Source organism: Tunturiibacter gelidiferens (assembly GCF_051013345.1).
GTDB classification, from domain to species: domain Bacteria; phylum Acidobacteriota; class Terriglobia; order Terriglobales; family Acidobacteriaceae; genus Edaphobacter; species Edaphobacter gelidiferens_A.
Window position 1 is genome coordinate 6,195,410 of sequence record NZ_CP132939.1, and the last position, 20,342, is coordinate 6,215,751.

The 20,342-nt window shown below is 59.1% G+C and carries 19 protein-coding genes and 3 pseudogenes; 12 read left to right on the forward strand and 10 right to left on the reverse strand.

Features of this window, described 5'->3' with window-relative positions:
* Window positions 1-25 precede the first annotated feature (25 nt).
* From RBB80_RS31380 to RBB80_RS31390, 3 genes are all read right to left on the reverse strand, one after another.
* A complete protein-coding gene (locus RBB80_RS31380) occupies window positions 26-457 on the reverse strand; it encodes a hypothetical protein (protein WP_433966027.1) in 432 nt (143 codons plus the stop codon).
* A 76-nt stretch (window positions 458-533) separates the two neighbouring features.
* The gene (locus RBB80_RS31385) at window positions 534-1,727 is read right to left on the reverse strand and encodes a hypothetical protein (protein ID WP_433966028.1); all 1,194 of its coding nucleotides are present in this window, start codon (window positions 1,725-1,727) and stop codon (window positions 534-536) included.
* Window positions 1,712-2,401 carry a M14 family zinc carboxypeptidase gene (locus RBB80_RS31390; protein ID WP_433966029.1) on the reverse strand — a complete coding sequence of 230 codons (690 nt, stop codon included), beginning with the start codon at window positions 2,399-2,401 and terminating at the stop codon, window positions 1,712-1,714. The genes RBB80_RS31385 and RBB80_RS31390 overlap by 16 nt, the downstream gene beginning before the upstream one ends.
* A gap of 269 nt (window positions 2,402-2,670) precedes the next feature.
* On the opposite strand from RBB80_RS31390, the gene RBB80_RS31395 reads away from it, so the two are divergent.
* Window positions 2,671-3,540 (forward strand): O-methyltransferase, encoded by an 870-nt coding sequence (locus RBB80_RS31395; RefSeq protein ID WP_433966030.1) that lies wholly within the window; start codon window positions 2,671-2,673, stop codon window positions 3,538-3,540.
* A gap of 170 nt (window positions 3,541-3,710) precedes the next feature.
* On the opposite strand, the gene ispF is transcribed toward RBB80_RS31395, so the two are convergent.
* The 3 genes and pseudogenes from ispF to RBB80_RS31410 form a co-directional block, all read right to left on the reverse strand.
* On the reverse strand, window positions 3,711-4,328 hold the full coding sequence (gene ispF / locus RBB80_RS31400; protein WP_433966031.1) for a 2-C-methyl-D-erythritol 2,4-cyclodiphosphate synthase: 618 nt from the start codon (window positions 4,326-4,328) through the stop codon (window positions 3,711-3,713).
* Between the two features lie 59 nt (window positions 4,329-4,387).
* Window positions 4,388-5,103: pseudogene (gene ispD, locus RBB80_RS31405) on the reverse strand (2-C-methyl-D-erythritol 4-phosphate cytidylyltransferase).
* Between the two features lie 29 nt (window positions 5,104-5,132).
* Window positions 5,133-5,576 carry a GNAT family N-acetyltransferase gene (locus RBB80_RS31410; protein ID WP_433966032.1) on the reverse strand — a complete coding sequence of 148 codons (444 nt, stop codon included), beginning with the start codon at window positions 5,574-5,576 and terminating at the stop codon, window positions 5,133-5,135.
* A gap of 245 nt (window positions 5,577-5,821) precedes the next feature.
* Here RBB80_RS31410 and tilS point away from each other — a divergent pair, with 245 nt between their 5' ends.
* Complete coding sequence (tilS, locus tag RBB80_RS31415; RefSeq protein ID WP_433966033.1) at window positions 5,822-7,132, forward strand: tRNA lysidine(34) synthetase TilS; 1,311 nt, start codon at window positions 5,822-5,824, stop codon at window positions 7,130-7,132.
* A 471-nt stretch (window positions 7,133-7,603) separates the two neighbouring features.
* A complete protein-coding gene (gene ftsH, locus RBB80_RS31420) occupies window positions 7,604-9,523 on the forward strand; it encodes an ATP-dependent zinc metalloprotease FtsH (protein WP_433966034.1) in 1,920 nt (639 codons plus the stop codon).
* Window positions 9,524-9,685: 162 nt separating this feature from the next.
* On the opposite strand, the gene RBB80_RS31425 is transcribed toward ftsH, so the two are convergent.
* Entirely contained in the window at window positions 9,686-10,558 is an 873-nt protein-coding gene (locus tag RBB80_RS31425) for a manganese catalase family protein (protein ID WP_433966035.1), read from the reverse strand.
* 149 nt (window positions 10,559-10,707) lie between these two features.
* Between RBB80_RS31425 and RBB80_RS31430 the strand changes: the two genes are divergently transcribed.
* From RBB80_RS31430 to holA, 3 genes and pseudogenes are all read left to right on the forward strand, one after another.
* Window positions 10,708-11,067 (forward strand): DUF4260 domain-containing protein, encoded by a 360-nt coding sequence (locus RBB80_RS31430; protein ID WP_433966036.1) that lies wholly within the window; start codon window positions 10,708-10,710, stop codon window positions 11,065-11,067.
* 215 nt (window positions 11,068-11,282) lie between these two features.
* On the forward strand, window positions 11,283-11,765 hold the full coding sequence (gene lptE / locus RBB80_RS31435; RefSeq protein ID WP_433966037.1) for an LPS assembly lipoprotein LptE: 483 nt from the start codon (window positions 11,283-11,285) through the stop codon (window positions 11,763-11,765).
* A 25-nt stretch (window positions 11,766-11,790) separates the two neighbouring features.
* Window positions 11,791-13,053, forward strand: a pseudogene (gene holA, locus RBB80_RS31440) (DNA polymerase III subunit delta).
* Window positions 13,054-13,134: 81 nt separating this feature from the next.
* On the opposite strand, the gene RBB80_RS31445 reads toward holA, so the two are convergent.
* Entirely contained in the window at window positions 13,135-13,593 is a 459-nt protein-coding gene (locus RBB80_RS31445) for a DsrE family protein (RefSeq protein ID WP_433966038.1), read from the reverse strand.
* Between the two features lie 154 nt (window positions 13,594-13,747).
* Here RBB80_RS31445 and RBB80_RS31450 point away from each other — a divergent pair, with 154 nt between their 5' ends.
* The 5 genes and pseudogenes from RBB80_RS31450 to RBB80_RS31470 all read left to right on the forward strand — a co-directional run bounded on the left by RBB80_RS31450 (window position 13,748) and on the right by RBB80_RS31470 (window position 15,585).
* On the forward strand, window positions 13,748-14,314 hold the full coding sequence (locus tag RBB80_RS31450) for a sulfurtransferase (protein ID WP_433966039.1): 567 nt from the start codon (window positions 13,748-13,750) through the stop codon (window positions 14,312-14,314).
* 11 nt (window positions 14,315-14,325) lie between these two features.
* On the forward strand, window positions 14,326-14,622 hold the full coding sequence (locus RBB80_RS31455; RefSeq protein WP_433966040.1) for a sulfurtransferase: 297 nt from the start codon (window positions 14,326-14,328) through the stop codon (window positions 14,620-14,622).
* Between the two features lie 64 nt (window positions 14,623-14,686).
* Complete coding sequence (locus tag RBB80_RS31460) at window positions 14,687-15,151, forward strand: DNA-formamidopyrimidine glycosylase family protein (RefSeq protein ID WP_433966041.1); 465 nt, start codon at window positions 14,687-14,689, stop codon at window positions 15,149-15,151.
* Window positions 15,085-15,261, forward strand: a pseudogene (locus RBB80_RS31465) (formamidopyrimidine-DNA glycosylase); the annotation flags it as partial. The gene RBB80_RS31460 and the pseudogene RBB80_RS31465, both read left to right, overlap by 67 nt.
* A 42-nt stretch (window positions 15,262-15,303) precedes the next feature.
* Complete coding sequence (locus RBB80_RS31470; RefSeq protein WP_433969986.1) at window positions 15,304-15,585, forward strand: zinc finger domain-containing protein; 282 nt, start codon at window positions 15,304-15,306, stop codon at window positions 15,583-15,585.
* Window positions 15,586-15,664: 79 nt separating this feature from the next.
* Here the strand turns inward: RBB80_RS31470 and RBB80_RS31475 are convergent, their stop codons facing one another.
* Window positions 15,665-15,952, reverse strand: coding sequence for a hypothetical protein (locus RBB80_RS31475; protein WP_433966042.1), 288 nt, complete (start codon window positions 15,950-15,952; stop codon window positions 15,665-15,667).
* A 108-nt stretch (window positions 15,953-16,060) separates the two neighbouring features.
* On the opposite strand from RBB80_RS31475, the gene RBB80_RS31480 reads away from it, so the two are divergent.
* Window positions 16,061-17,116 carry an AI-2E family transporter gene (locus RBB80_RS31480; protein ID WP_433966043.1) on the forward strand — a complete coding sequence of 352 codons (1,056 nt, stop codon included), beginning with the start codon at window positions 16,061-16,063 and terminating at the stop codon, window positions 17,114-17,116.
* Window positions 17,117-17,448: 332 nt separating this feature from the next.
* Here RBB80_RS31480 and polA read toward each other — a convergent pair whose 3' ends face one another.
* The gene (gene polA / locus RBB80_RS31485; protein ID WP_433966044.1) at window positions 17,449-20,295 is read right to left on the reverse strand and encodes a DNA polymerase I; all 2,847 of its coding nucleotides are present in this window, start codon (window positions 20,293-20,295) and stop codon (window positions 17,449-17,451) included.
* Window positions 20,296-20,342: the final 47 nt, after the last annotated feature.

Consider the following 20,342-nt stretch of genomic DNA (forward strand, 5'->3'; position numbering starts at 1 on the left):
TCAAAGAGCCTTCCACCTATGCCATTCACCGCATCTTGTTCGCCGCCGTTAGTGCCTGAATAGGCGTTCCCGCAGCGATGGTGGCAGCCGCTTCACTATCCGCCGACTTGCTCGCAGCGACAGTCGCCGTCTTGCGAAAGATCGTCGTCTCGACCTCCGACTTGAACCACCGCGCCCCGCCGAAACCGACAAGAATCGCCGTACTCAACTCAGACAGCCTCAACGTAACCGGTGGCGACGCCGCAAAATTCCCCATAAGCACCGACGTCTGCGTCGCAAGCCACGCCCCAACCGACGCAACGATGCCCACTATCACCACGCCGATGTAGCCCGGACGAAAGACCCCTTGCTCTATCACCGGCAGGTGAAGTCCCGAGTCACCGATGAACACATTGACGAAGCCGCCCAGCGCTCCGCACACAGCAACAGCCATAAGATCGACGACAAGATCGTGCATAGCTCACCCTCTCTTCGGAAGCCCACCATCATAGAACATCGCCCCGGCTATCGCCCCAGCGGGACTCCCTCAACGCTCAGCAAACGCCCCACCGGATACTGTCCCACCTGATTAGCCGCAAACCACGGCGTCCGCTCATAAAAAACTCCAACCGGGTATATGGGTTCCCCGCAAACACCGGATCACTCGCCACCTTCTTCTCGAACTCCGTCTTCAGCTTCGGGTCCTTCGCCATCATCTCCCGCGCCAGCGACTCCAGCACATATGCCTCGCCATACTCCTTCTGCTCAAAGATCGAATCGAAGAATCCCCATTGAAGCGCAGAGTCAGGCGCCGCCGGCTCCAGCCACTCGAGCGCTACCTTCGACAGCCGCTGATTCAGCCGCACCACCGCCGACCCCGCCGGAAAGCTCCTCTTCTCCCGCACCAGCACACAGCTCCCATACTTGCCCGCATCATGCATCGCTTCGCCATTGAACGTCGGATGACGTCCTTCGAAAGGAGGCTCCTGCCAGGCCATCCCCGCGCACTGATACGTCTCCACATCCCCCGTCCACGCCGCCGTCGTTCGCTCAATGTCCACCTGATGCGCCGTCAGCACATCAATCACCTTCACCCACTGCGCGGGAACAATGTAAGCAGCCGGCACCCTCGTCTCTGCCTTCACCTTGAAGCCCGTCTGGAACGGCAGCGAAACATTCCAGGGCTCATGCGTATACTCCACCCGCATCGCCCCCGAAACCTCACTCAACTCCCGCGTGTACTTGTACCCGCGAAACAGAAACGGTGTCGTTTCCCCACTCCATCCCAGCGCCAGCGGATACGTGACATTCCCAAGCGGATGCGCGCCCAGCGTCTCTGCCTCCTTATCCGCCGCAGCATTCAGCGCAATCACCTTGTCCGCATCGCGATTCATCAACTCCATCAGCCCGGCAAGAATCTCATAGTTTCCCGTAACCCGCGTCTTATAGTCCTTCAACATATGCAGCTCGACCAGCATCCCGGGCCGGCCCTCAAGAATCACATACCCCGTCGAAAATCGTGGCGGATCATCATTGAACCCAAGCCCATCTGCCGGATCATTATCATTCACAAAATTGATATAGGTAGGCGAAGCCAGATGCCCATGCGAGTCCACGTACTTCTCAAGCGTCGGTGTGGCAACCTCATCTACCCACTTCGCCGTTCCCTTCGGCACATTCGGCCCATCATCAATCGTAAACGTCACGTCATACTGATAGTCCGCGCCATCGGTCACATGATCGTCCACAAAAAATCCGGCAGCCAGTGATGAAACATCGCCATAAACGCCCGGGCCTCCGGCGTATCCAGCTTCAAGTAATCGCGGTTCAAATTCAGATTCGTCCCATTGCCGCGCCAGCCCATCTGTGCGGGTCCAGCCTGGTTGATGCGGTTATAAGCGCTCCTCCGCTCATGCCCATCCGCGTTGTAGATCGGAATGAACACAAACACCGCCCGCTCCAGCAAGCTCGCCTTTGTCTTCGAGATCACCATATCCCGCAGCAGCGCAAGGCAGGCATCCTTCCCGTCCATCTCCCCCGCATGAATCGAGTTCTGCACCAACACAATCGGCCTCTTCGCCGCATGAATCGCCGCCGGATCGAACACCCCATCCCGCGAAACCACCACCACATCCAACTCGCGCCCCTCACCTGTCTTTCCAAACCCTTCAATCTTCACCTGCCCCGGCGCCGCACCCTGCACGCGATTCAGATAAGCCATCGTCTCCGCATAATCCGGAGTCGTCGCATAGCAACTCTTCTCCGCCGGCGTCATCCACGCTGCATCGCCGCTGGGAACGCACGGCACACTACCCACTGCATGCGGCTGCAAACTAACGTCCCCCACCGTCTGCCCGTTAACCACTCCACCCCATACCAAAGCCGCCATAAAAACCAGACCAAAGCTGGAACCAATTCGCATCTAGGACTCCTCGTACGATCAACTCTCTACGAACACGCTAACATTCCCGCGAAGCAACCGGACTTGGGTAATGGTGCAGTTTTGATTAGCTGCGATGTGACGCAGTGAACACGCGCTGGATCGTAAACACGACGACAAAAACGCCGAGCATGGTTAGGCCACAATCACGGTAAAGCGCCATTTGAGCAGTATGAGAGTCAGGGTAGGGGTATGGGTATGCTTTATGAGGACCGAAGTAGAAGTTATTGAAAGATGTCATCGCGATCTGTATGAACACACAGATTGCAGCGAGAAGCGCGACAACAGCAGCGATTGTCGTCTGTACGCCTCTAGACTTTGGCCATCTCGCCATGACAATTCATCGTCTCAGGCCATTGGGAGAGGCGCAAGCCCAAGTTTCAAACTGCACCACTACCGGACTCCGCACCCAACTTGCCCCTCCAGCCACGCGCCATTATCCTCATCTCCATATGAACCAGGATCTCTGGACATCAGTCGACCGCTTCCTCACTGACACGCTCATTCATCCCGATCAAGCGCTCGACGAAGCGATGCGCGCAAACAGAGACGCCGGACTTCCCGCGATCGACGTCGCTCCCAATCAGGGCAAGCTGCTTCATCTGGTCGCCCGTATCCATAAAGCGAAGCGCATCCTGGAAGTAGGAACCCTCGGCGGATACAGCACCATCTGGCTGGCGCGTGCTCTGCCGCCGGACGGTAAACTCGTCACCCTCGAACTCAACCCCACCCACGCCCAGGTAGCCGCGGCGAACATCAACCGCGCGGGCCTGTCTTCACTGGTCGACATTAGAGTAGGCCCTGCGCTCGAGTCGCTGGCCAGCCTCCACGAAGAGCACGCCTTCCCCTTCGACCTCATCTTTCTCGACGCCGACAAACCCAACAATCCCGTCTACCTCGAGTGGGCGATCAAACTCTCGCGTCCCGGCACGGTCATCATCGGAGACAACGTAATTCGCGACGGCGCCATCCTCGATCCAAACAGTACCGACCCCGTCGTCTCAGGCACGCGCACATTCGTCGAGCGCCTCGGCACCCATCCCCGCCTCGACGCGACCGCACTCCAGACCGTCGGCAGCAGAGGCTACGACGGATTCGCCATCGCGATAGTCAACGAATAGCCACGCGTTGACTGAAGAGATCCACCCGACCAACGGGAGGACCAATACAAAGGTAAACAAGTCACGAAGTGACCGCCCGGATCGGGGTCCCCGCAAACAGGTCTTGGTTTGCGGGGTGACTGAGCGCAGTGGGCCCGTCCGGCAGGACGCACTCTTCTCTCGATCAGCAGCTAAGTAAGATCATCCGTATCAAAAGGAGTCACCTTCCGCCCCAGCGCCGAAACATCGCGCGAATCCCCCACCAGCGTCTTCACCACCACATCAATCTCATCATCAACCTCAGCCGTAGCAGCCATCGCGCCAACAGGCTCCGGAATTCCCAGGCTCTCCAAAAGCACCGTCGCATGGGCCACCGCAACATGGTCCTGGTCCAATCCCTCCGGCGTCTTCGCCTTGATCCCCACCTCACCCGGCTTCACGCCCAGCAGCGCAGCGACACTCTCCCGCAACTCCCCCGCAATCGGCACAATCTTCGGCTTCGCCATCACCAGCACCGTATCGATATTCACGATCTTGTATCCAGCCGTCGCCACCTCTTCCAGCGCCGTCTGCAGAAACACACTCGAAGCCGCACCCTTCCACCGCGGATCGCTCGGCGGAAAAAACGTGCCAATATCCCCCGCGCTCACCGCACCCAGCAGCGCATCCGTAATCGCATGCAGCAATACATCGCCATCCGAGTGCCCAGCCAGCCCCTCAGGATGTTCAATCGCAAGTCCGCCAATCACCAGCGGCACGCCCGCCTTAAACGAGTGCGAGTCGAATCCGTAACCAATCCTCATACCCATAAGCTATCTTCCCATGCTTCCATCAATCGCGGAGCGGCCACGTGTACCGTGCAAATCCATCAAGCCTTCGTCTGCCCCAGGTAAAACTCCGCCAGTTCAATATCTCCCGGCTGCGTAATCTTGAAGTTTCTCGCCGACCCCTGCACCACGGCCACCTCCACCCCGGCCCGCTCCAGCAGACTAGCCTCATCGGTCCCCGAAAACCCATCCGCCTCGGCCTCCACAAACGCCGCCCTCAGCAACCCAAACCGCGCACCCTGAGGCGTCTGCGCCTGCACAATCCGCTCTCTTGGAATCGTCGCCGTCACAATTGCCCCATCCGCCGTCCGCTCCACCTGTTTGATCGTATCCACCGCCGGCAACCCAACAATCGCCGCGCCGTGCTTCACGACTGCATCAATCGTCCGCTCAATCGTCGCCGGATCGATCAGCGGTCTCACCGCATCATGCACCAGCACCACATCATCCGCATCGCACTCCAGCGCGGCCAGCGCATTCCCCACCGAATGCTGCCGATCGTCTCCGCCCTCCACCAGATGCACCCGCGGCCCCAGCTTGTATTCAACCATCTGAGCCTCCATCCGCTCCCGCTCATGGGCCCGCACCGCCACGCAAACCGCATCCACTCTTGGCACAGCAAGAAACGCCCGCACCGACCGGACCAGCACCGGCACTCCGCCAATCGCAAGAAACTGTTTCGGCGCCGCCGTCGACGCACCCCCGCGGCCATCCGCGTCCCGATACCTGCTGCTGGAAGAATCACAAAGACTCGCATAACCTGCGAAGTATACAAGATACGCGCACCTACTCCAGACGCAGCATCATCTCCGTCGACTGCTCAAATCCATTCCGCTCATAAATCGGTCTGCCGAACTTCGAAGCATGCAGTGAGACCACCTTCACCCCGCGACCACGCGCCTCCTCCACCGACATCTTCAACAGCCGATAAGCCAGCCCACACCCTCGAAACGCGGGATCGACATAAAAGTTAAGCAGATAAGCCCGCATCGGTTTCGCATCCATCCAGTGCGGAGGAAAATCCATCATCCACATCCCCGCCCCGGCCACCACGCGGCCCTCTTCCTCCACCATCCACCCAACGTAGCTGCCATCGTTCAACCGCGGCCGAACCCACGCAACAAAGTTCTCCATCATAGCCTGCAGTCCCGCATCCTCCGCCTGTCCCGCATCCACAAACATCTGCCGTCGATGCCGGGCAATCAACTCCGCATCCTCAACCGTAGCCAATCTCGTCTCGAACATCAAATCAGTATATAAAGACGCGCGGAGCGATCACTTCGCAGCTCGTCTCCCCCATTGTGGCAAGTAAACGGTCCTGCCCAGCGCAAGAAGAGGAAGATCAAGCCGACCAGCGGGAGGTCGCATGCGATTAGCCCAGCCCAGACCGGTATACACGCCACGAAGTGGCCGCCCCACGCGCAGTGGGCCTGTCCCGCAGGACATGGTTCCTTCAGGCAACTAACATAGACACAATGCCCCCCACGCTCCCCTTCGACCGCACCCAAATCCAACCCGGCGATCGTCTCTGCGCAGCCCTCTCCGGCGGAGCAGACTCCGTAGCCCTCCTCCTCACCCTCCACGCCACACGCGAGTCCCTCGGCATCGGCCTCTCCGCAGTCCACGTCCACCACGGCCTCCGCGGCGCCGAAGCCGACGCCGACCAGCGCTTCGTCGAAGACCTCTGCATCGCCCACGACATCCCCCTGCATCTCCACCAGGCCAGCGTCCCGAACCGCGTAGCGGACTCCCGCGCCGCAGGCAACACCGAAACCATCGAAGAGGCCGCCCGCAACCTCCGCTACGAGTTCTTCACCACCCTCCTCACCTCCGGCCACGCCGACGCCATCCTCACCGCCCACACCCTCGACGATCAGGCCGAGACCGTCCTCATGAAACTCCTCCGAGGAGCATGGACCGAAGGCCTCAGCGCCATCCACCCCACCATCACCCTCGCAAAAGGGAAGATCCTCCGCCCCTTCCTCAACACCCGCCGCGCCGAAATCGAAGCCTACCTCACCCAACTCAACCAAACCTGGCGCAACGACTCCACCAACACCGACACCACCTACACCCGAAACAAAATCCGCCACGAACTCCTGCCCCAGCTCCGCACCTACAATCCGAATCTCGACCAGACCCTCGCCAATATGGCCGAGCTCGCCCGCGAAGAAGAGACGCGCTGGCAAGCCGAACTCAACCGTCTCCTCCCCCAACTCCTCCTCCCCGGCAAACCCGTCCGAGGCGGAGGCCGAGCCGTCAGCACCACCCCCGGCCAATCCCAATCCGCCGTCTCCATCGAACTCGACCGCCTCCGCACCCTCGACCCAGCCCTCCGCCGCCGAGTCCTCCGCGCCGCCGCCCGTCAACTAGGCGCCCGCCTCACCTTCGACGAGACCGCACGCCTCCTCGCTCTCTGCGGCTTTCGTCCCGATCCAACCGTAGCCGCCCGCACCGGCTCAATCCTGCACCTGCCCAGCGGCCTCCGCGCCGACCGCTCCCCCGCGAGCTCCGCCTCTACCGCCAGGTGTAGTCATCTCCCCCGAACAACGCGTTATCTCCACCTCTACAATGCGTCATCTCGACCCCCTCAATTGCGTCATCTCGCCCCCTACAATGCGTCATTTTCGACCCCTCAATTGCGTCATCGCGGCCCCTCAATTGCGTCATCGCGGCCCCTGAAATGCGTCATCTCGACCGGAGCCGTGCGGTTTTATCGCACGGCGGAGTGGAGAGACCCCCGCATTTCGCATTTGCTGTTGCCCGTTTTACGCCTTCGCCGTTGACCGCCTTACATCTTCCGCCGCTGTCTTTTTACGTCGTCATCCTGACCCCAGGCAAAGTCGAAGGGGAAGGAACCCTGCACTTCGTAGCCGCCTGTTTCACCTTTCCATCACCCGCAAAGGACACAACAAAACCCTATCCCCAAACCCTCCAAGCAGTTGCCCCCATCTGCGCCCCTCGCCCGAACGAGGCAATCAGGCACGAACACCCCCAAACCCCGCCTCCTCCCATCACCCTAAAGTCACATCATTATTTCCTGCTCCGAACCCACGAATCCATCGGACCAAGAGTAGAATCTAACTACTTGACCGAGGCAGGGCTTTTTGCTGACAATCAGGGTGACCCCACAGCACAGAACCTTCCCTCACCGTCGTCGTCTAACCGTAGTACGGCCTTCGCTTGCGAAGGCCAGGATCTGACAAGCGCCAGTCGATTTCGAGGCCGCTGCAGACTAGAAAAATGAGGAAATTCGATTGAACTCGACCGTCAAACAAATTCTGATCTGGGTCTTCATGATCACCTGCTTAGTCTTCCTCTGGCAGGTCGTCGTAAAAACAACTGGCGGAACTCAGGAGAAGAACATCAGCCTGACCCAGTTGCTCAACGACGCCGACCAGGGCAAGATCCAGGACGTCGTGGTCAACGGCGCTGAAGTCACCGGCCACTACCGTGACGACAAGAATCAGTTCCACACCACCATCCCGGGCAACTACCCCGACATGTACAAGACGCTCCGCGATCACGGCGTCAACATCACCATCAAGGATCAGAGCCCCAACCAGTGGCTCAGCCTGTTGATCTCGATCGCGCCCTTCGCCCTCCTCCTCGGCCTCTGGTTCTTCCTGCTTCGCCAGATGCAGTCCGGTGGAAACAAGGCCATGAGCTTCGGCAAGTCGCGCGCCCGTCTGCTCTCCATGCAGCAGAAGAAGATCACCTTCAAAGATGTCGCCGGTGTTGATGAAGCCAAGGAAGAGCTCAAAGAGATCATCGAGTTCCTCCGCGAAGCGCAGAAGTTCCAGCGCCTCGGTGGCCGCATCCCCAAGGGCGTTCTCCTCGTCGGACCTCCGGGAACCGGCAAGACTCTTCTCGCCCGCGCAGTAGCCGGCGAAGCCAACGTCCCCTTCTTCTCCATCTCCGGTTCTGACTTCGTTGAGATGTTCGTCGGCGTCGGCGCAAGCCGCGTTCGCGACCTCTTCGAGCAGGGCAAGAAGAACGCCCCCTGCATCATCTTCATCGACGAAATCGACGCAGTCGGTCGTCACCGCGGCGCAGGCCTCGGCGGCGGACACGACGAGCGCGAGCAGACCCTCAACCAGCTTCTCGTCGAGATGGACGGCTTCGAGTCCAACGACGGCGTCATCCTCGTCGCCGCAACCAACCGCCCCGACGTTCTCGACCCAGCTCTCCTTCGCCCCGGCCGCTTCGATCGTCGCGTCATCGTCGATCGTCCCGATATCCGTGGCCGCGAAGAAGTCCTCAAGGTCCACTCCAAGAAGGTCCCCATGGCCGAAGATGTGAACCTCAACATCCTCGCTCGAGGAACCCCTGGCTTCTCCGGCGCCGACCTGGCCAACATGGTCAACGAGGCCGCCCTCACCGCCGCCCGCTACAACAGAAAGTCAGTCCACATGTATGACTTCGAAGTAGCCAAGGACAAGGTCATGATGGGTGCCGAGCGCAAATCCATGCTCCTCACCGACGAAGAAAAGCGCGTCACCGCCTATCACGAAGCCGGTCATACGCTCGTCTCCGCGTTGCGCGAACACTCCGACCCGCTCCACAAGGTCACCATCATCCCCCGCGGAATGGCCCTCGGAGTCACCGTGTACCTCCCCGAGGAAGACCAGCACACCGTCACCAAGGACTATCTCGAAACCCGCATGGCCACCCTCATGGGCGGACGCTGCGCCGAAGAGATCTTCCTCAAGCAGATGACCACCGGTGCCGGCAACGACATCGAGCGCGCCACGGAGCTCGCCCGCAAGATGGTCTGCGAGTTCGGTATGTCCAAGATGGGTCCCATGACCTTCGGCAAGAAGGAAGAGCAGATCTTCCTCGGCCGCGAGATCGCTCAGCACCGCGACTTCTCCGACGACACCGCCAAGCAGATCGACGCTGAGGTTCGCTTCTTCGTCGACGCCGGCTACAAGTCTGCCTACACCATCCTCGAGTCGAATCAGGACATCATGCACCGCATGGCAGCCGCCCTGCTCGAGCGCGAGACCCTGGATGCCGCCGAGATCAAGCTGATCATCGAAGGCAAGGAACTCCCCGCAGCCAAGTCCGCGCTCTCCGGCGTAGACCCAGGCAACGGCGGCGAAACCCAGAAGATCCTCAAACCCGAAAGCGGTCGCAAGCCCGGCTTCGGCGAAGGTCAACCGAGCCCCGCTTAAGCAGCAAGTCAGCTAGTTAGCAAGTCAGCAGACACAACAAGAAAATGGCAGCCGCAAAGGCTGCCATTTTTGTTTGTCACCCTCACCGCGAAAATGGCGCCGAAGGCGCGTCTGCCTCGATGGCAGATCGCGCCGTGCGCGCAGCACGCCGTTGCTTTTGTCTTACCGGCTCCGCGAGCCGGAGTGATGCCCGTTACTCCCGACCCCAGCCAGTTGCTTCCCAAGCGACTCGTCAGCCACCGACGTCGTAGCCTTCTGAGCCTCATCCTGCTTGCCCCGATCCTCGCCGTTGATCTTGCCATTGACGTCGCCAACAGACAGCCCTTTGCCGCCATTCATCTGCGACTCCACCGGATGCAGTCCAAACGAAGAAGTCCACGGCCCGCGCATATCCGTGTCTCCCTCGTTCCCATCTCCAGTCGATCCGTTGAAATATTCATCCACGATTCCCGGCGTAGGCTTCAGCAATCCAACCGAGAACGGCGACTTCTCCATGCTGTCCAGCGCCGCTTGAAACGCCTTCATATGCGTAATCTCACGTGTCATCAGGAACTGCAGTGTATCGATCGTCCCGGGATCGTCCGTATGGTCAATCAGCCTCTCATACACAATCTTCGCCCGAGCCTCTGCAGCAATATTGCTTCGCAGATCCACATCCAGCTCGCCGGTCACCTTCAGATAGTTCGCCGTCCACGCATTTCCCATCGAATCAAAAAGCCCAACTCCTCCACCGCCGGCAATCGTTACCAGCGGATCGGCCTCGGCCGCCTCTCGATTCGTCTTCATCGGCTTCAGGTGCATTCGAATCAGCGCCCCTACTACCTCAAGATGGCTCAACTCCTCCGTCCCGATATCCAACAACAGATCTCTCCGCCCCAGATCGTCGACACAGTTCCACCCTTGAATCGTGTACTGCATCGCAGCCGCAAGCTCTCCGTTCGCGCCGCCAAACTGCTCCAGCAGCATGTTCCCGAACTTCACATCCGGTTCCCCGATATTGACCGTATACATCAGCTTCTTGACATGGTGGTACATAGGAAGTCCTTGACTCAGATTTATCGTTCTTCCGTTCTGCGTACCTTCCGTAAGATGCAATCGTTCGGCCCTCGAACGCTCCCTCTGAGAACTTCACGCTCCACAAACTTCGTTCCCCCTATTTGTCGATGTCATACGATGTCCTTATCATGCTGACCCGCCCATCCATCCTTCTCCGCATCGAAGAAGCAGCTCTCCTCCTGCTCGCCCTCTTCCTCTATCAACACCTGCACTACAGCTGGCTTCTCTTTGCCATCTTCTTCCTCGCTCCCGATCTCTTCATGCTCGGCTACCTTCTCAACCCGCGCCTCGGCTCGACAACCTATAACCTCGTCCACAGCCTCTGGCTCCCCATCGCCCTTTTATTCGCAGGCTATCTCCTGCACTGGCAAGCGGCCCCAGCCATCGCCCTCATCTGGATCGCACATATCGCGATGGATCGCCTCCTCGGCTTCGGACTCAAATACCCAACCTTCTTCAAGGACACCCACCTCCAGCACATCCCCTGAAAAATAAAGTTCAAAAACCTGTCACATCTTTCGCCCCTCAAAACTCACCATCCAAAACACCACATTCACCACGCATCCCACCACGTTCTCACCAGCAAAACACCACGTCCAGACACCCATTTTTTTCACAAACCCCCAATAAAAACCGCCTTTTTCACCCCACCACCCCCCCCGAAAAATCCCCACCCGCCAATGCGACAATAGAAGACAGACGCATGCGCCTCCTCACCCCGATCCTCCTCCTCACGCTCACCGGCTGTGGCTACCATCAAGCTGGCTCCGCAACCAACATCCCCGCCAGCGTCCGCACCCTCGCCGTCCCCGTCTTCGCCACCAACGCGCAGGCCTTCCGCACCGAGACGGCCTTCACCCAGGCCACCATCCGCGAACTCAACACCCGCACCAAATACCACATCCTCACCTCCGACTCTGACTCCGCCGACGCCACCCTCCACGGCACCATCCTCACCCAGACCGTCGCCCCCTCACCTACGACGGAGCCACCGGCCAGTCCTCCAGCTACCTCATCACCATCACCGCCAAAGTCCTCCTCACCGCCCACGACGGCCACACCCTCTACCGCAACGACGCCTTCGTCTACCGCGAGCAGTACCAATCCACTCAGGACCTCAGCGGCTTCATCCAGGAAGATAACCACGCCGTCAACCGTGTCGCAAAAGACTTCGCCCAGGCCGTAGTAAGCGATATGCTGGAGTCGTTCTAATGGCCCCTCTCAAGTCCTTCGCCTCCGTCGATCGCTTCATCACAGAGATCGCCTCCCCAGCTACCCTCCGCCCCGCCTACGTCCTCGTCGGCGATGAGGTGTTCCTCTACGACCGCTCCCGCAAAGCCGTCCTCGCCACCCTCGCCCCCGAGGACACCCGCGACTTCTGCCTCCACGATCTCGACCTCGCCGAGACCAGCATCTTCGAGGTCCTCGACCGCGCCCAGACCCCCTCCCTGATGGCGCCCTTCCAAGTCCTCTTCGTCCGCAACCTCAAAACCCTCTACGGCCGCGGCAGCAAAAAGAAGAGTTCGCCGCCATCGACGCCTACTTCCGCTCGCCCAACCCCTCGGCCCTCATTCTCTTCGTCGCCGACCATCTCCGCATCCCCACCGACCTCCGCAAGATGGACTACCAGGACAAAGAGCGTTTCGAAAAAATCCGGGAAACTCTAGGCGACTGGTGCGGCACCGTCGAGCTGGCCCGCGTCGACGAAAACGACGCCATCAAGTGGGTCACCACCACCGCCGAATCCCGCAACATAAAGTTCGACCCCGACGCCGCCCGCGAGCTCGTCGACTCCCTCGGCGCCGACATGATGCTCATCGCCAGCGAGTTCGAAAAACTCCTCCTCTACGTCTCCGCCCCCGCCGTCCAGCCAACAGAAGGCGTCATCCCGACCGAAGAGCGCAGCGCGCAGTGGAGGGACCCCGTATTTCGTCCGAAGCGCGACGAACCTCACCGGAAACAAACACAAACCTCCTCACCAAAAACCGCGTCACCCTCGGCGACGTCGAAACCATGGTCCTCGCCGCCAAGCAGCGCTCCTCTACGAGCTCACCGACGCCATCTCCGCCAAGGACCGCCCCCGCGCTCTCCTCCTCCTACACGGCCTCCTCAACGCCTCCGACGGTGGCGAAGACGCCGCCATCGGCCATCTCTACATGCTCGCCCGCACCTTCCGCCAGATGCTCATCATCTCCGAAAAAAACGTGCGCGACCCCCGCGCCATCTGGCAGGTCCTATGGCAGGGCTTCCGCATGCCTCCCTTCGCCGCCGAAGACCTCATCAAACAAGCCCGCCGCTACAAATCCCGCCGCGAACTAACCCGCGCCATCCGCCTCGTAGCCCGCGCCGACCTCGAACTTCGCAGCTCCCCCGCGAACAAACTGCTAGTCCTCGAGCGCCTCATCCTCGACCTCTCCACCGAACCCAAACCCACCCCTTACGACCCCACCCACCAATTCGCCATGGAACTCTAAGCTCTAACGCCCCACAGAGTAGGGTGCCCCATATCTCGATTTTGAGATGTGGGCATCGTCCGAAGGACGACCGCATTAACACTACTCCGTGATCACCCGATCCGCCCACTCAACCAGCGATACAAATATCGTCGGGTTACCAAACTTCGCCCCATAGTTATTCAGATCCGCCTCAATCACTCCTCTGGCACGGGAGCACGCCCCACAAGCGTAGATCTGAATATGCTTCGCAGCAAGCTTATCCAGCGTCTCCCCCACGGGCGGCCATCCGACTGGCGTAACCGCATTCGCAAGCGTCTTTCGCATTAGTCCAACTGCCTCTCCAAGCAGGAAAAACTGCACCTCGTGTCCAGCTTCCGCAAGCGCCAGCCCATGCAGAAACGGAAACGCCGCCTTGGTCGGATCGTCGGAACCCCACGCGCTCTTCATCATGATCTTCAGCGTCTTGTGCGAAACTTGGCCCCCAAGAGAACCACCACCCAATGCGAAGGGCATAGCTGCCAATTGCGCAAATCGTGACAGGAAGAGTCGACGCACCATGAGTTTCTCCTTTGGCGGAGAATCTTATACCTAACCCTCGTCGACAGCATTAGCTAGGTGCCCAAATCTCGATTCTCCAAATGCGGACATCGTCCAAAGGACGACCGCACTTGCCTCCAGCTTCTCTCAACCACGCACGCAGTAATCTAGTCACATGAACCCCCTAGTCACCCCCTCATGGCTGTCCGCCCGCCTCCACAATTCCAACACCATCATCCTCGACGCCACCCTCCCTCCCGTAGGAGTCACCCCACCCATCGACACCCACGCCCGCTACCTCGACAAGCACATCCCCGGCGCCATCTTCTTCGACATCGAAGACCTCTCCGACCACTCCACCCCACTCCCTCATATGCTGCCCACAGCCGAAGCCTTCTCCCGCAGCATGTCCGCCCTCGGCGTCTCCGACACCGCCACCATCATCGTCTACGAGCAGCAAGGAGTCTTCTCCGCCCCGCGAGCATGGTGGATGCTCCGCACCATGGGCGCAGAAAACGTCTACCTCCTCGACGGAGGCCTCCGCGCCTGGACCGACTCCAACCTCCCCATCGAATCCGGCCCCGTCCATCACGCCCCGGCCAGCTTCCATACCAAGCTCAACCACGAAGCCGTAGCAGACCTCACCCAAATCAAAGAAAAGATCACCACCCACCAACAAATCCTCGACGCCCGCTCCACCCCCGCTTCAACGGCACAGCGCCCGAGCCGCGCCCAGGCCTAAGCTCCGGCCACATGCCCGGAGCCACCAGCGTCCCCTTCACCGAACTTGTAGAAGACGGCCGCCTAAAACCCGCAGACAAACTTCAGGAACATTTCGCCGCAAAAAAGATAGACCTGCAACAGCCAATCACCACCACCTGCGGCTCCGGCGTCACCGCTGCCGTCATCGCCCTCGGCCTCGAACTCGCCGGCGCAAAAGACGTAAGCCTCTACGACGGCTCCTGGTCCGAGTACGCTCAGCAACCCGACTCCATCATCGAAAAAACTGACCGTTGCCGGGCCCGGGTGCGCCCAATATCTCGACTTTGAGATGTGGGAATCGTCCGAAGGACGACCGCTCTCCTCCGCTACAATTCATCCGAGGCTGAGACCCATGCCCGAACTCCCCGACATCTCGGCCTACCTCTCTGCACTCGAGCCACGCATCCTCGGCCAGCCGCTAACCCACCTCCGCATCGCCAGCCCATTCCTCCTGCGCACGGCCCGGCCATCTATCGAAGAGATCGAAAACCACACCGTAACCGCCCTCCACCGCATCGGCAAACGCATCGCCTTCGAGTTCGACAACGGCCTCTGGCTCGTCCTTCACCTCATGATCGCCGGACGTCTCCACTGGCGGCCCCTCGAAGCCAAACTCGGCGGACGAAACAACCTCGCCGCCTTCGACTTCCCCACTGGTTCCCTCGTCCTAACCGAAGCCGGCTCCAAGCGCCGAGCCTCCTTCACCTCTTCGCCAACGAAGCCTTCGCTCAGGAAATCGACCCCGGCGGAATCGACGTCTTCACCACCGACCTCGACGGCTTCCGCGCCGCCCTTACCGCAGAAAACCGCACCCTAAAGCGAGCCCTCACCGACCCACGCATTCTCTCCGGCATCGGCAACGCCTACTCCGACGAGATCCTCCACGCCGCCCAACTCTCGCCCATCCTGCAGACCCACAAACTCACTACCGAGCAATGGCAGCGCCTCCACAACGCCACCCGCGACACCATGCAACTCTGGATCGACCGCCTCAACTCTGAAGCCGCACAAGCCTTCCCCGAAAAAGTGACAGCCTTCCGCAAAGACATGGCCGTCCACGGACGCTTCGCCCAGCCCTGCCCCACTTGCGGCCAACCCATCCAACGCATCCGCTACGCCGACAACGAAACCAACTACTGCGCCCAATGCCAGACCGGCGGCAAAGTCCTCGCCGACCGCAGCCTCTCCCGCCTCCTCGGCAAAGACTGGCCCCGCACCCTCGACGAACTCGAAGCCCTCAAAAAACGCTGACCCGTGACTAGTTCAAGCGTCTTCGCCGTTGCCTCTCCTGTTGTCATCCCCAAATGGGTCTGCCTTCAGCTTTGCACTCTCACGACGAAACAGCCTCCGGCCCCCGAGGCCCCTTCGCCCGCCGCAACACCGTCATCGACACATAAGCCCCAATCCACGACCCCACTGCCGCGAAGCAAACATAAACCCAGTTCTTCGTATAACTAATCACGGCAAACGCCGACAGCAGATACCAGACGCTGCTCCACGTAGCCGCCGGCACCCGCCGCTGCGAAGAAACCGCCGCGTTGAACATCACGTATACAGCATCCGTAGCAGCGGTGGACAACAACACCCCAACTGCCAGCCAGGGTTCAAGATGCGCCATCAGCCAACCTCCTCGAACACGAATCGATTCCTCAATCGAACACGTATTCTAATCTCAGCCAATACCAGATACATTCGCATCTAACCCAACCACCGGAGCGCTTACCTCATGCAAGAAGGCCGAGACGACCGAGAACTCCCGCCCTGGAGACAGATCACCCTCTACCTTCTCACCCTCGCCGTCCTCATCCTTTGCGCCTTCATCCTTCAGCCCTTCTTCTCCGCTATCGTCGGTGCTATCGTGCTCGCGGTCGTCACCGAGATCCCGTATAACTGGCTCTCCACCCGCATCCTCCACCGCACCACCTGCGCCACCGTAGCTCTCATTCTCGTCATCCTCGCCGTCATCGTCCCCGGCTTCTTCCTGGCGCAGGAACTCGGCGAGCAAGCACTCAAGGCCATCGTCTCCCTCCGCAATCCCAACGCGCAGAACATGATTACCGACTACATCGGCAATCATCCCGCCATCGCCAATCGCATCGAAGCCTTCTCCGCCTCCATTGACATCAACAACGCCGCCCGCACCACCGCCGCCTACGTAGGCAGCAAAGCCGCAATGATCCTCGGGAACTCCGTCCATCTCATCACCGAGATGGTCGTGATGCTCTTCCTTCTCTTCTTTCTCTTTCGCGACCGCCAGCTGGCCCTCGCGGCGCTCCGCTCCATCATCCCCCTTCGCGAAGACGAGACCAGCGAACTCCTCGAACGCATCGACGACACCATCTACGCCACCTTCCTCGGAAGGCTCGCCATCGCTCTCGTACAGGGAGTCCTCGCTGGTCTCGCCTTCTGGGTTCTCGGCGTCCCCGGCATCATCCTCTGGTCCATCACCCTCACCGCCTTCGCCATGATCCCCGCTTTTGGAGCCTTCCTCGTCTGGGGACCAGTCGCCATCTACCTCGGTCTCAACGGCCACTGGGGCAAGGCAGCCCTGCTCGTCATCTGGGGTGGATTCATCGTCAGCACCATCGACAACATCCTCTACCCCATCCTCATCGGCGGTCACCTTCGCGCCCACACCGCCATCATCCTCCTCACCATCCTCGGAGGCATCGCAGTCTTCGGTCCCCTCGGCATCATCCTCGGCCCCGTCATCTTCACCATCGCATCCACCCTGCTGGACATCTGGCACGCGCGCACGTCCGGCATCACGACGCAAATTTAACCTCCAAAAACGTTAAATTTCCCTGCAAAATCACATGTCAAGCCCCCAAACTCCTGAAACCCGCGTCATTCGCGGGAATTCACGTTGCGCATAAGTTCTGCTCGGTCCTTTAGACTTAGATCAATGAACAGAAAAACGCCTCGCAGCAGCGAGGCGTTTCCCTTGTAACCGCGAACGAACATAACTCTTTTGAAATGACGATTTTGCCCGTAACCCCTTTGTTAAGACGATTTTGCAAGCGCCTAAATTTGCAAGTATATGATTACAGACAACTTAAGCATGGTATACTCCCAGGGGACCCCTATACCTCGTGCCTACCGGTAGCCTATTGACTACTTTATGTCACGCCAGTTTTGCCCGACGCCCACCTCAGCGACGATTGGAATGGAGAACTCGGCGACATGCTCCATCTCGTGTTTCACAAGTTTCTGAAGCTCTTCAACCTCTTCCGGCACGACGTCAAACAGCAGCTCGTCGTGAACCTGCAGAGTCATCTGCGATTTGAGTTTGCGATCGCGGATAAGCTGGTCGATTCTGAGCATGGCCAGTTTGATGAGATCGGCAGCGGTACCTTGTAAAGGAGTATTGATCGCAGTCCGCTCCGCAAAACCGCGCATGTTGGGGTTGCGGGATTGAATATCCGGGATTGGCCGGATGCGGCCAAAATAAGTCTTCACAGACTGATCCCGACGCACTGTCCCGAGCGTCTCCTCAATGAAGCGCTGGACACCTTTGTAGCGCTCAAAATAGGTCTCAATGTAGGTTTTGGCCGTTCTTTGATCGATGCTCAACTGCGCCGCCAGTCCAAACGGACTGATGCCATATACGATCCCGAAATTAACAGCCTTGGCCCGAGCACGGGTCTCTTTATCCATGGTGGCAGCGTCGACGCCGAAGACCTCGCTTGCGGTCAACGTATGAATGTCTTTGCCCGTTCGGTAAGCATCGAGTAACAAAGGGTCTTGCGAGAAGTGTGCCATCAAGCGCAACTCGATCTGCGAGTAGTCCGCAGACATCAGAACATTACCTGGAGCAGGAATAAATGCGGCGCGAATCTCGCGACCAAGTGCGGTACGGACCGGAATGTTCTGCAGATTCGGATTCGTGCTGGAAAGGCGACCAGTCGCTGTGCCGACTTGGTTGAAGGTGGTGTGGACACGGCCCATAGCATCCGTAAGCTGCGGAAGCGAGTCGATGTAAGTGGACTTCAGCTTCGCGAGCTGGCGGTATTCGAGCACCAATGCTGGAACGGCATGATGTTCGGCAAGTTCCTCAAGCACATCCTGAGCCGTAGAAACGACTTTGCCCTTGCCATACTTCATCGGCTTAGGAAGGAGCATCTTGTTGAAGAGAACGTCGCCGAGCTGTTTAGGCGAGTTGATATTGAACCGATGGCCCGAATCCGTATAAATCCGATCGGCGAGATTATCCATATCAACAGCGAGTCGAGTGGACATCTCGCCCAGAACAGCGGAGTCAATCCGAACACCAGCCTGCTCCATCCGCAATAGCACAGGAACCAGCGGAAGATCCATCGTCTCGTAGATATGTGTGAGGTGAGCGGATTCGATCTGGCTGCGAAGGATGCCGGAGAGGCGATGGACTGCATTCGCGGCTTCAGGAAGGAGATTGGAAATCTCGGCATCGCTAGGCGTCTTTGAAGCGTGAGGAAGGGCGCGGTCGGTGAAGCGGGCTGTAACGTCAGGAAGAATGTGAGAGCCATGCGTCGGGTTGATGAGATAGCTGTAGAGCATGACATCGTCGCGAACGCCAGCCAAGTTGATCTGATGAGGCTCGAACGCACGGAGGACCGCTTTGAGATCATGAACGTGCTTGGGAAGTGTTGCGTCTTCAAGCGCCTCTCTTAGGCCGTGCGCCTGAAGGGATACGACCGTCGCCGAGGTCGCAGACGTAGTTAGGCCGATCTGAAGAGCCGTCGAGGCAGCTGGTCTCCGCTGCTCTGGCGGCTCCGGTTCCTGGGTTGCGAAGAGGGACATGGACGTGGATGGCGATGGCTCGAACTCAGCGTCTTCCTCCGTGGGCGCGTCCGCGCAGACCTCTTCCGCGAGAGCACGGGCATCTTCAAAGACGGCTATAGTTAGTCCCTTGATCTCTCCAGAAAGATCGACCGAGCGGGCGTTGGCCAGCAATTCATCTATTTGCTCTGATGTCGGTAGCAGATTGTATGTGATCGGAGTGTTGGCGGTAGAAGGAGCAAGTTCCTTCAGCAAAGTTGTAAACTCCAACTCCGAGAAGAGTTCACGACACGCAGCATTATCGGAGGGCTGGGTAAGCATGTCGTCTAGCTCGAAGTCGATAGGCACGCCTGTGTGGATCGTGACGAGTTCTTTTGAAAGGAGAATATTGTCGCGATTGTTTTGCAACGATTCGCGATACGTTTTACGTTTTACCTCATCGGCGCGGTCGAGCGCGGCCTCGACGGTGCCAAATTGCTGAATGAGTTCGACGGATCCCTTATCGCCGATGCCTGGAGCGCCGGGAATGTTATCGATGGAATCGCCGCGGAGGGCCATCACATCAATGACGCGTTCGGGCGGGACACCGAGCGCAGCTTCTACTCCGGCGCTGTTGAGAATTAGGTTGTCCTTCGTTGGATTGAGAATGAACACATCTTCGTTGACGAGCTGCATCATATCCTTGTCGGAAGAGACTACGTAGACCTTGTGGCCCAGAGCAGAGAGCTTACAAGATAGCGTTCCGATTACGTCGTCCGCCTCGAACCCCTCGTAACTAAGAATCGGAATGCGAAAGGCCTCAAGGGCGCGGCGAATGAAGGGAAGCTGTTGTGTGAGGTCGGCCGGCATCTCAGTTCGGTTGGCTTTGTAACCGAGGTAGTCGATCTCTTCGAACTGCTGGGTCTTAATGTTGAATTTCTTGACCGACTTCATCTCGCGAGCACGCTCATCACGAAAAACGGGACCGGATAGGTCGTAGATTGCTGCGAGATAGTGTGGAGAAAAATCCTTGCGAAGCTTGTTGATCATGTTGACGAACACATACGTCGCCGCAGTAGGAATGCCGGTCCGCGTGGACATCGGACGCTGGCGCTGCATTGCGTGGTATGCGCGAAAGATGAACGCCATGCTATCAAGCAAGTAAACAGGAGGCTTATTTTCGGGCGATGTGGCTGATTTTTCTTGATTTGTTGAGTTCGACATGTCTTGTTAGATGGTAGCGCGTGCGCGGGTGGTACGAGTTCGACCAA

Excerpts from the sequence above, each read along its gene's own strand:
- RBB80_RS31470 (WP_433969986.1), top strand. The coding sequence starts at position 15,304 with ATGCAACTCTGGATCGACCGCCTCAACTCTGAAGCCGCACAAGCCTTC.
- RBB80_RS31380 (WP_433966027.1), bottom strand. The coding sequence starts at position 457 with ATGCACGATCTTGTCGTCGATCTTATGGCTGTTGCTGTGTGCGGAGCG.
- lptE (WP_433966037.1), top strand. The coding sequence starts at position 11,283 with ATGCGCCTCCTCACCCCGATCCTCCTCCTCACGCTCACCGGCTGTGGC.
- RBB80_RS31480 (WP_433966043.1), top strand. The coding sequence starts at position 16,061 with ATGCAAGAAGGCCGAGACGACCGAGAACTCCCGCCCTGGAGACAGATC.
- ispF (WP_433966031.1), bottom strand. The coding sequence starts at position 4,328 with ATGGGTATGAGGATTGGTTACGGATTCGACTCGCACTCGTTTAAGGCG.
- RBB80_RS31450 (WP_433966039.1), top strand. The coding sequence starts at position 13,748 with ATGAACCCCCTAGTCACCCCCTCATGGCTGTCCGCCCGCCTCCACAAT.
- RBB80_RS31395 (WP_433966030.1), top strand. The coding sequence starts at position 2,671 with ATGAACACACAGATTGCAGCGAGAAGCGCGACAACAGCAGCGATTGTC.
- RBB80_RS31425 (WP_433966035.1), bottom strand. The coding sequence starts at position 10,558 with ATGTACCACCATGTCAAGAAGCTGATGTATACGGTCAATATCGGGGAA.
- RBB80_RS31445 (WP_433966038.1), bottom strand. The coding sequence starts at position 13,593 with ATGGTGCGTCGACTCTTCCTGTCACGATTTGCGCAATTGGCAGCTATG.
- RBB80_RS31460 (WP_433966041.1), top strand. The coding sequence starts at position 14,687 with ATGCCCGAACTCCCCGACATCTCGGCCTACCTCTCTGCACTCGAGCCA.
- RBB80_RS31475 (WP_433966042.1), bottom strand. The coding sequence starts at position 15,952 with ATGGCGCATCTTGAACCCTGGCTGGCAGTTGGGGTGTTGTTGTCCACC.
- RBB80_RS31455 (WP_433966040.1), top strand. The coding sequence starts at position 14,326 with ATGCCCGGAGCCACCAGCGTCCCCTTCACCGAACTTGTAGAAGACGGC.
- RBB80_RS31390 (WP_433966029.1), bottom strand. The coding sequence starts at position 2,401 with ATGCGAATTGGTTCCAGCTTTGGTCTGGTTTTTATGGCGGCTTTGGTA.
- RBB80_RS31430 (WP_433966036.1), top strand. The coding sequence starts at position 10,708 with ATGCTGACCCGCCCATCCATCCTTCTCCGCATCGAAGAAGCAGCTCTC.
- tilS (WP_433966033.1), top strand. The coding sequence starts at position 5,822 with ATGCCCCCCACGCTCCCCTTCGACCGCACCCAAATCCAACCCGGCGAT.
- polA (WP_433966044.1), bottom strand. The coding sequence starts at position 20,295 with ATGTCGAACTCAACAAATCAAGAAAAATCAGCCACATCGCCCGAAAAT.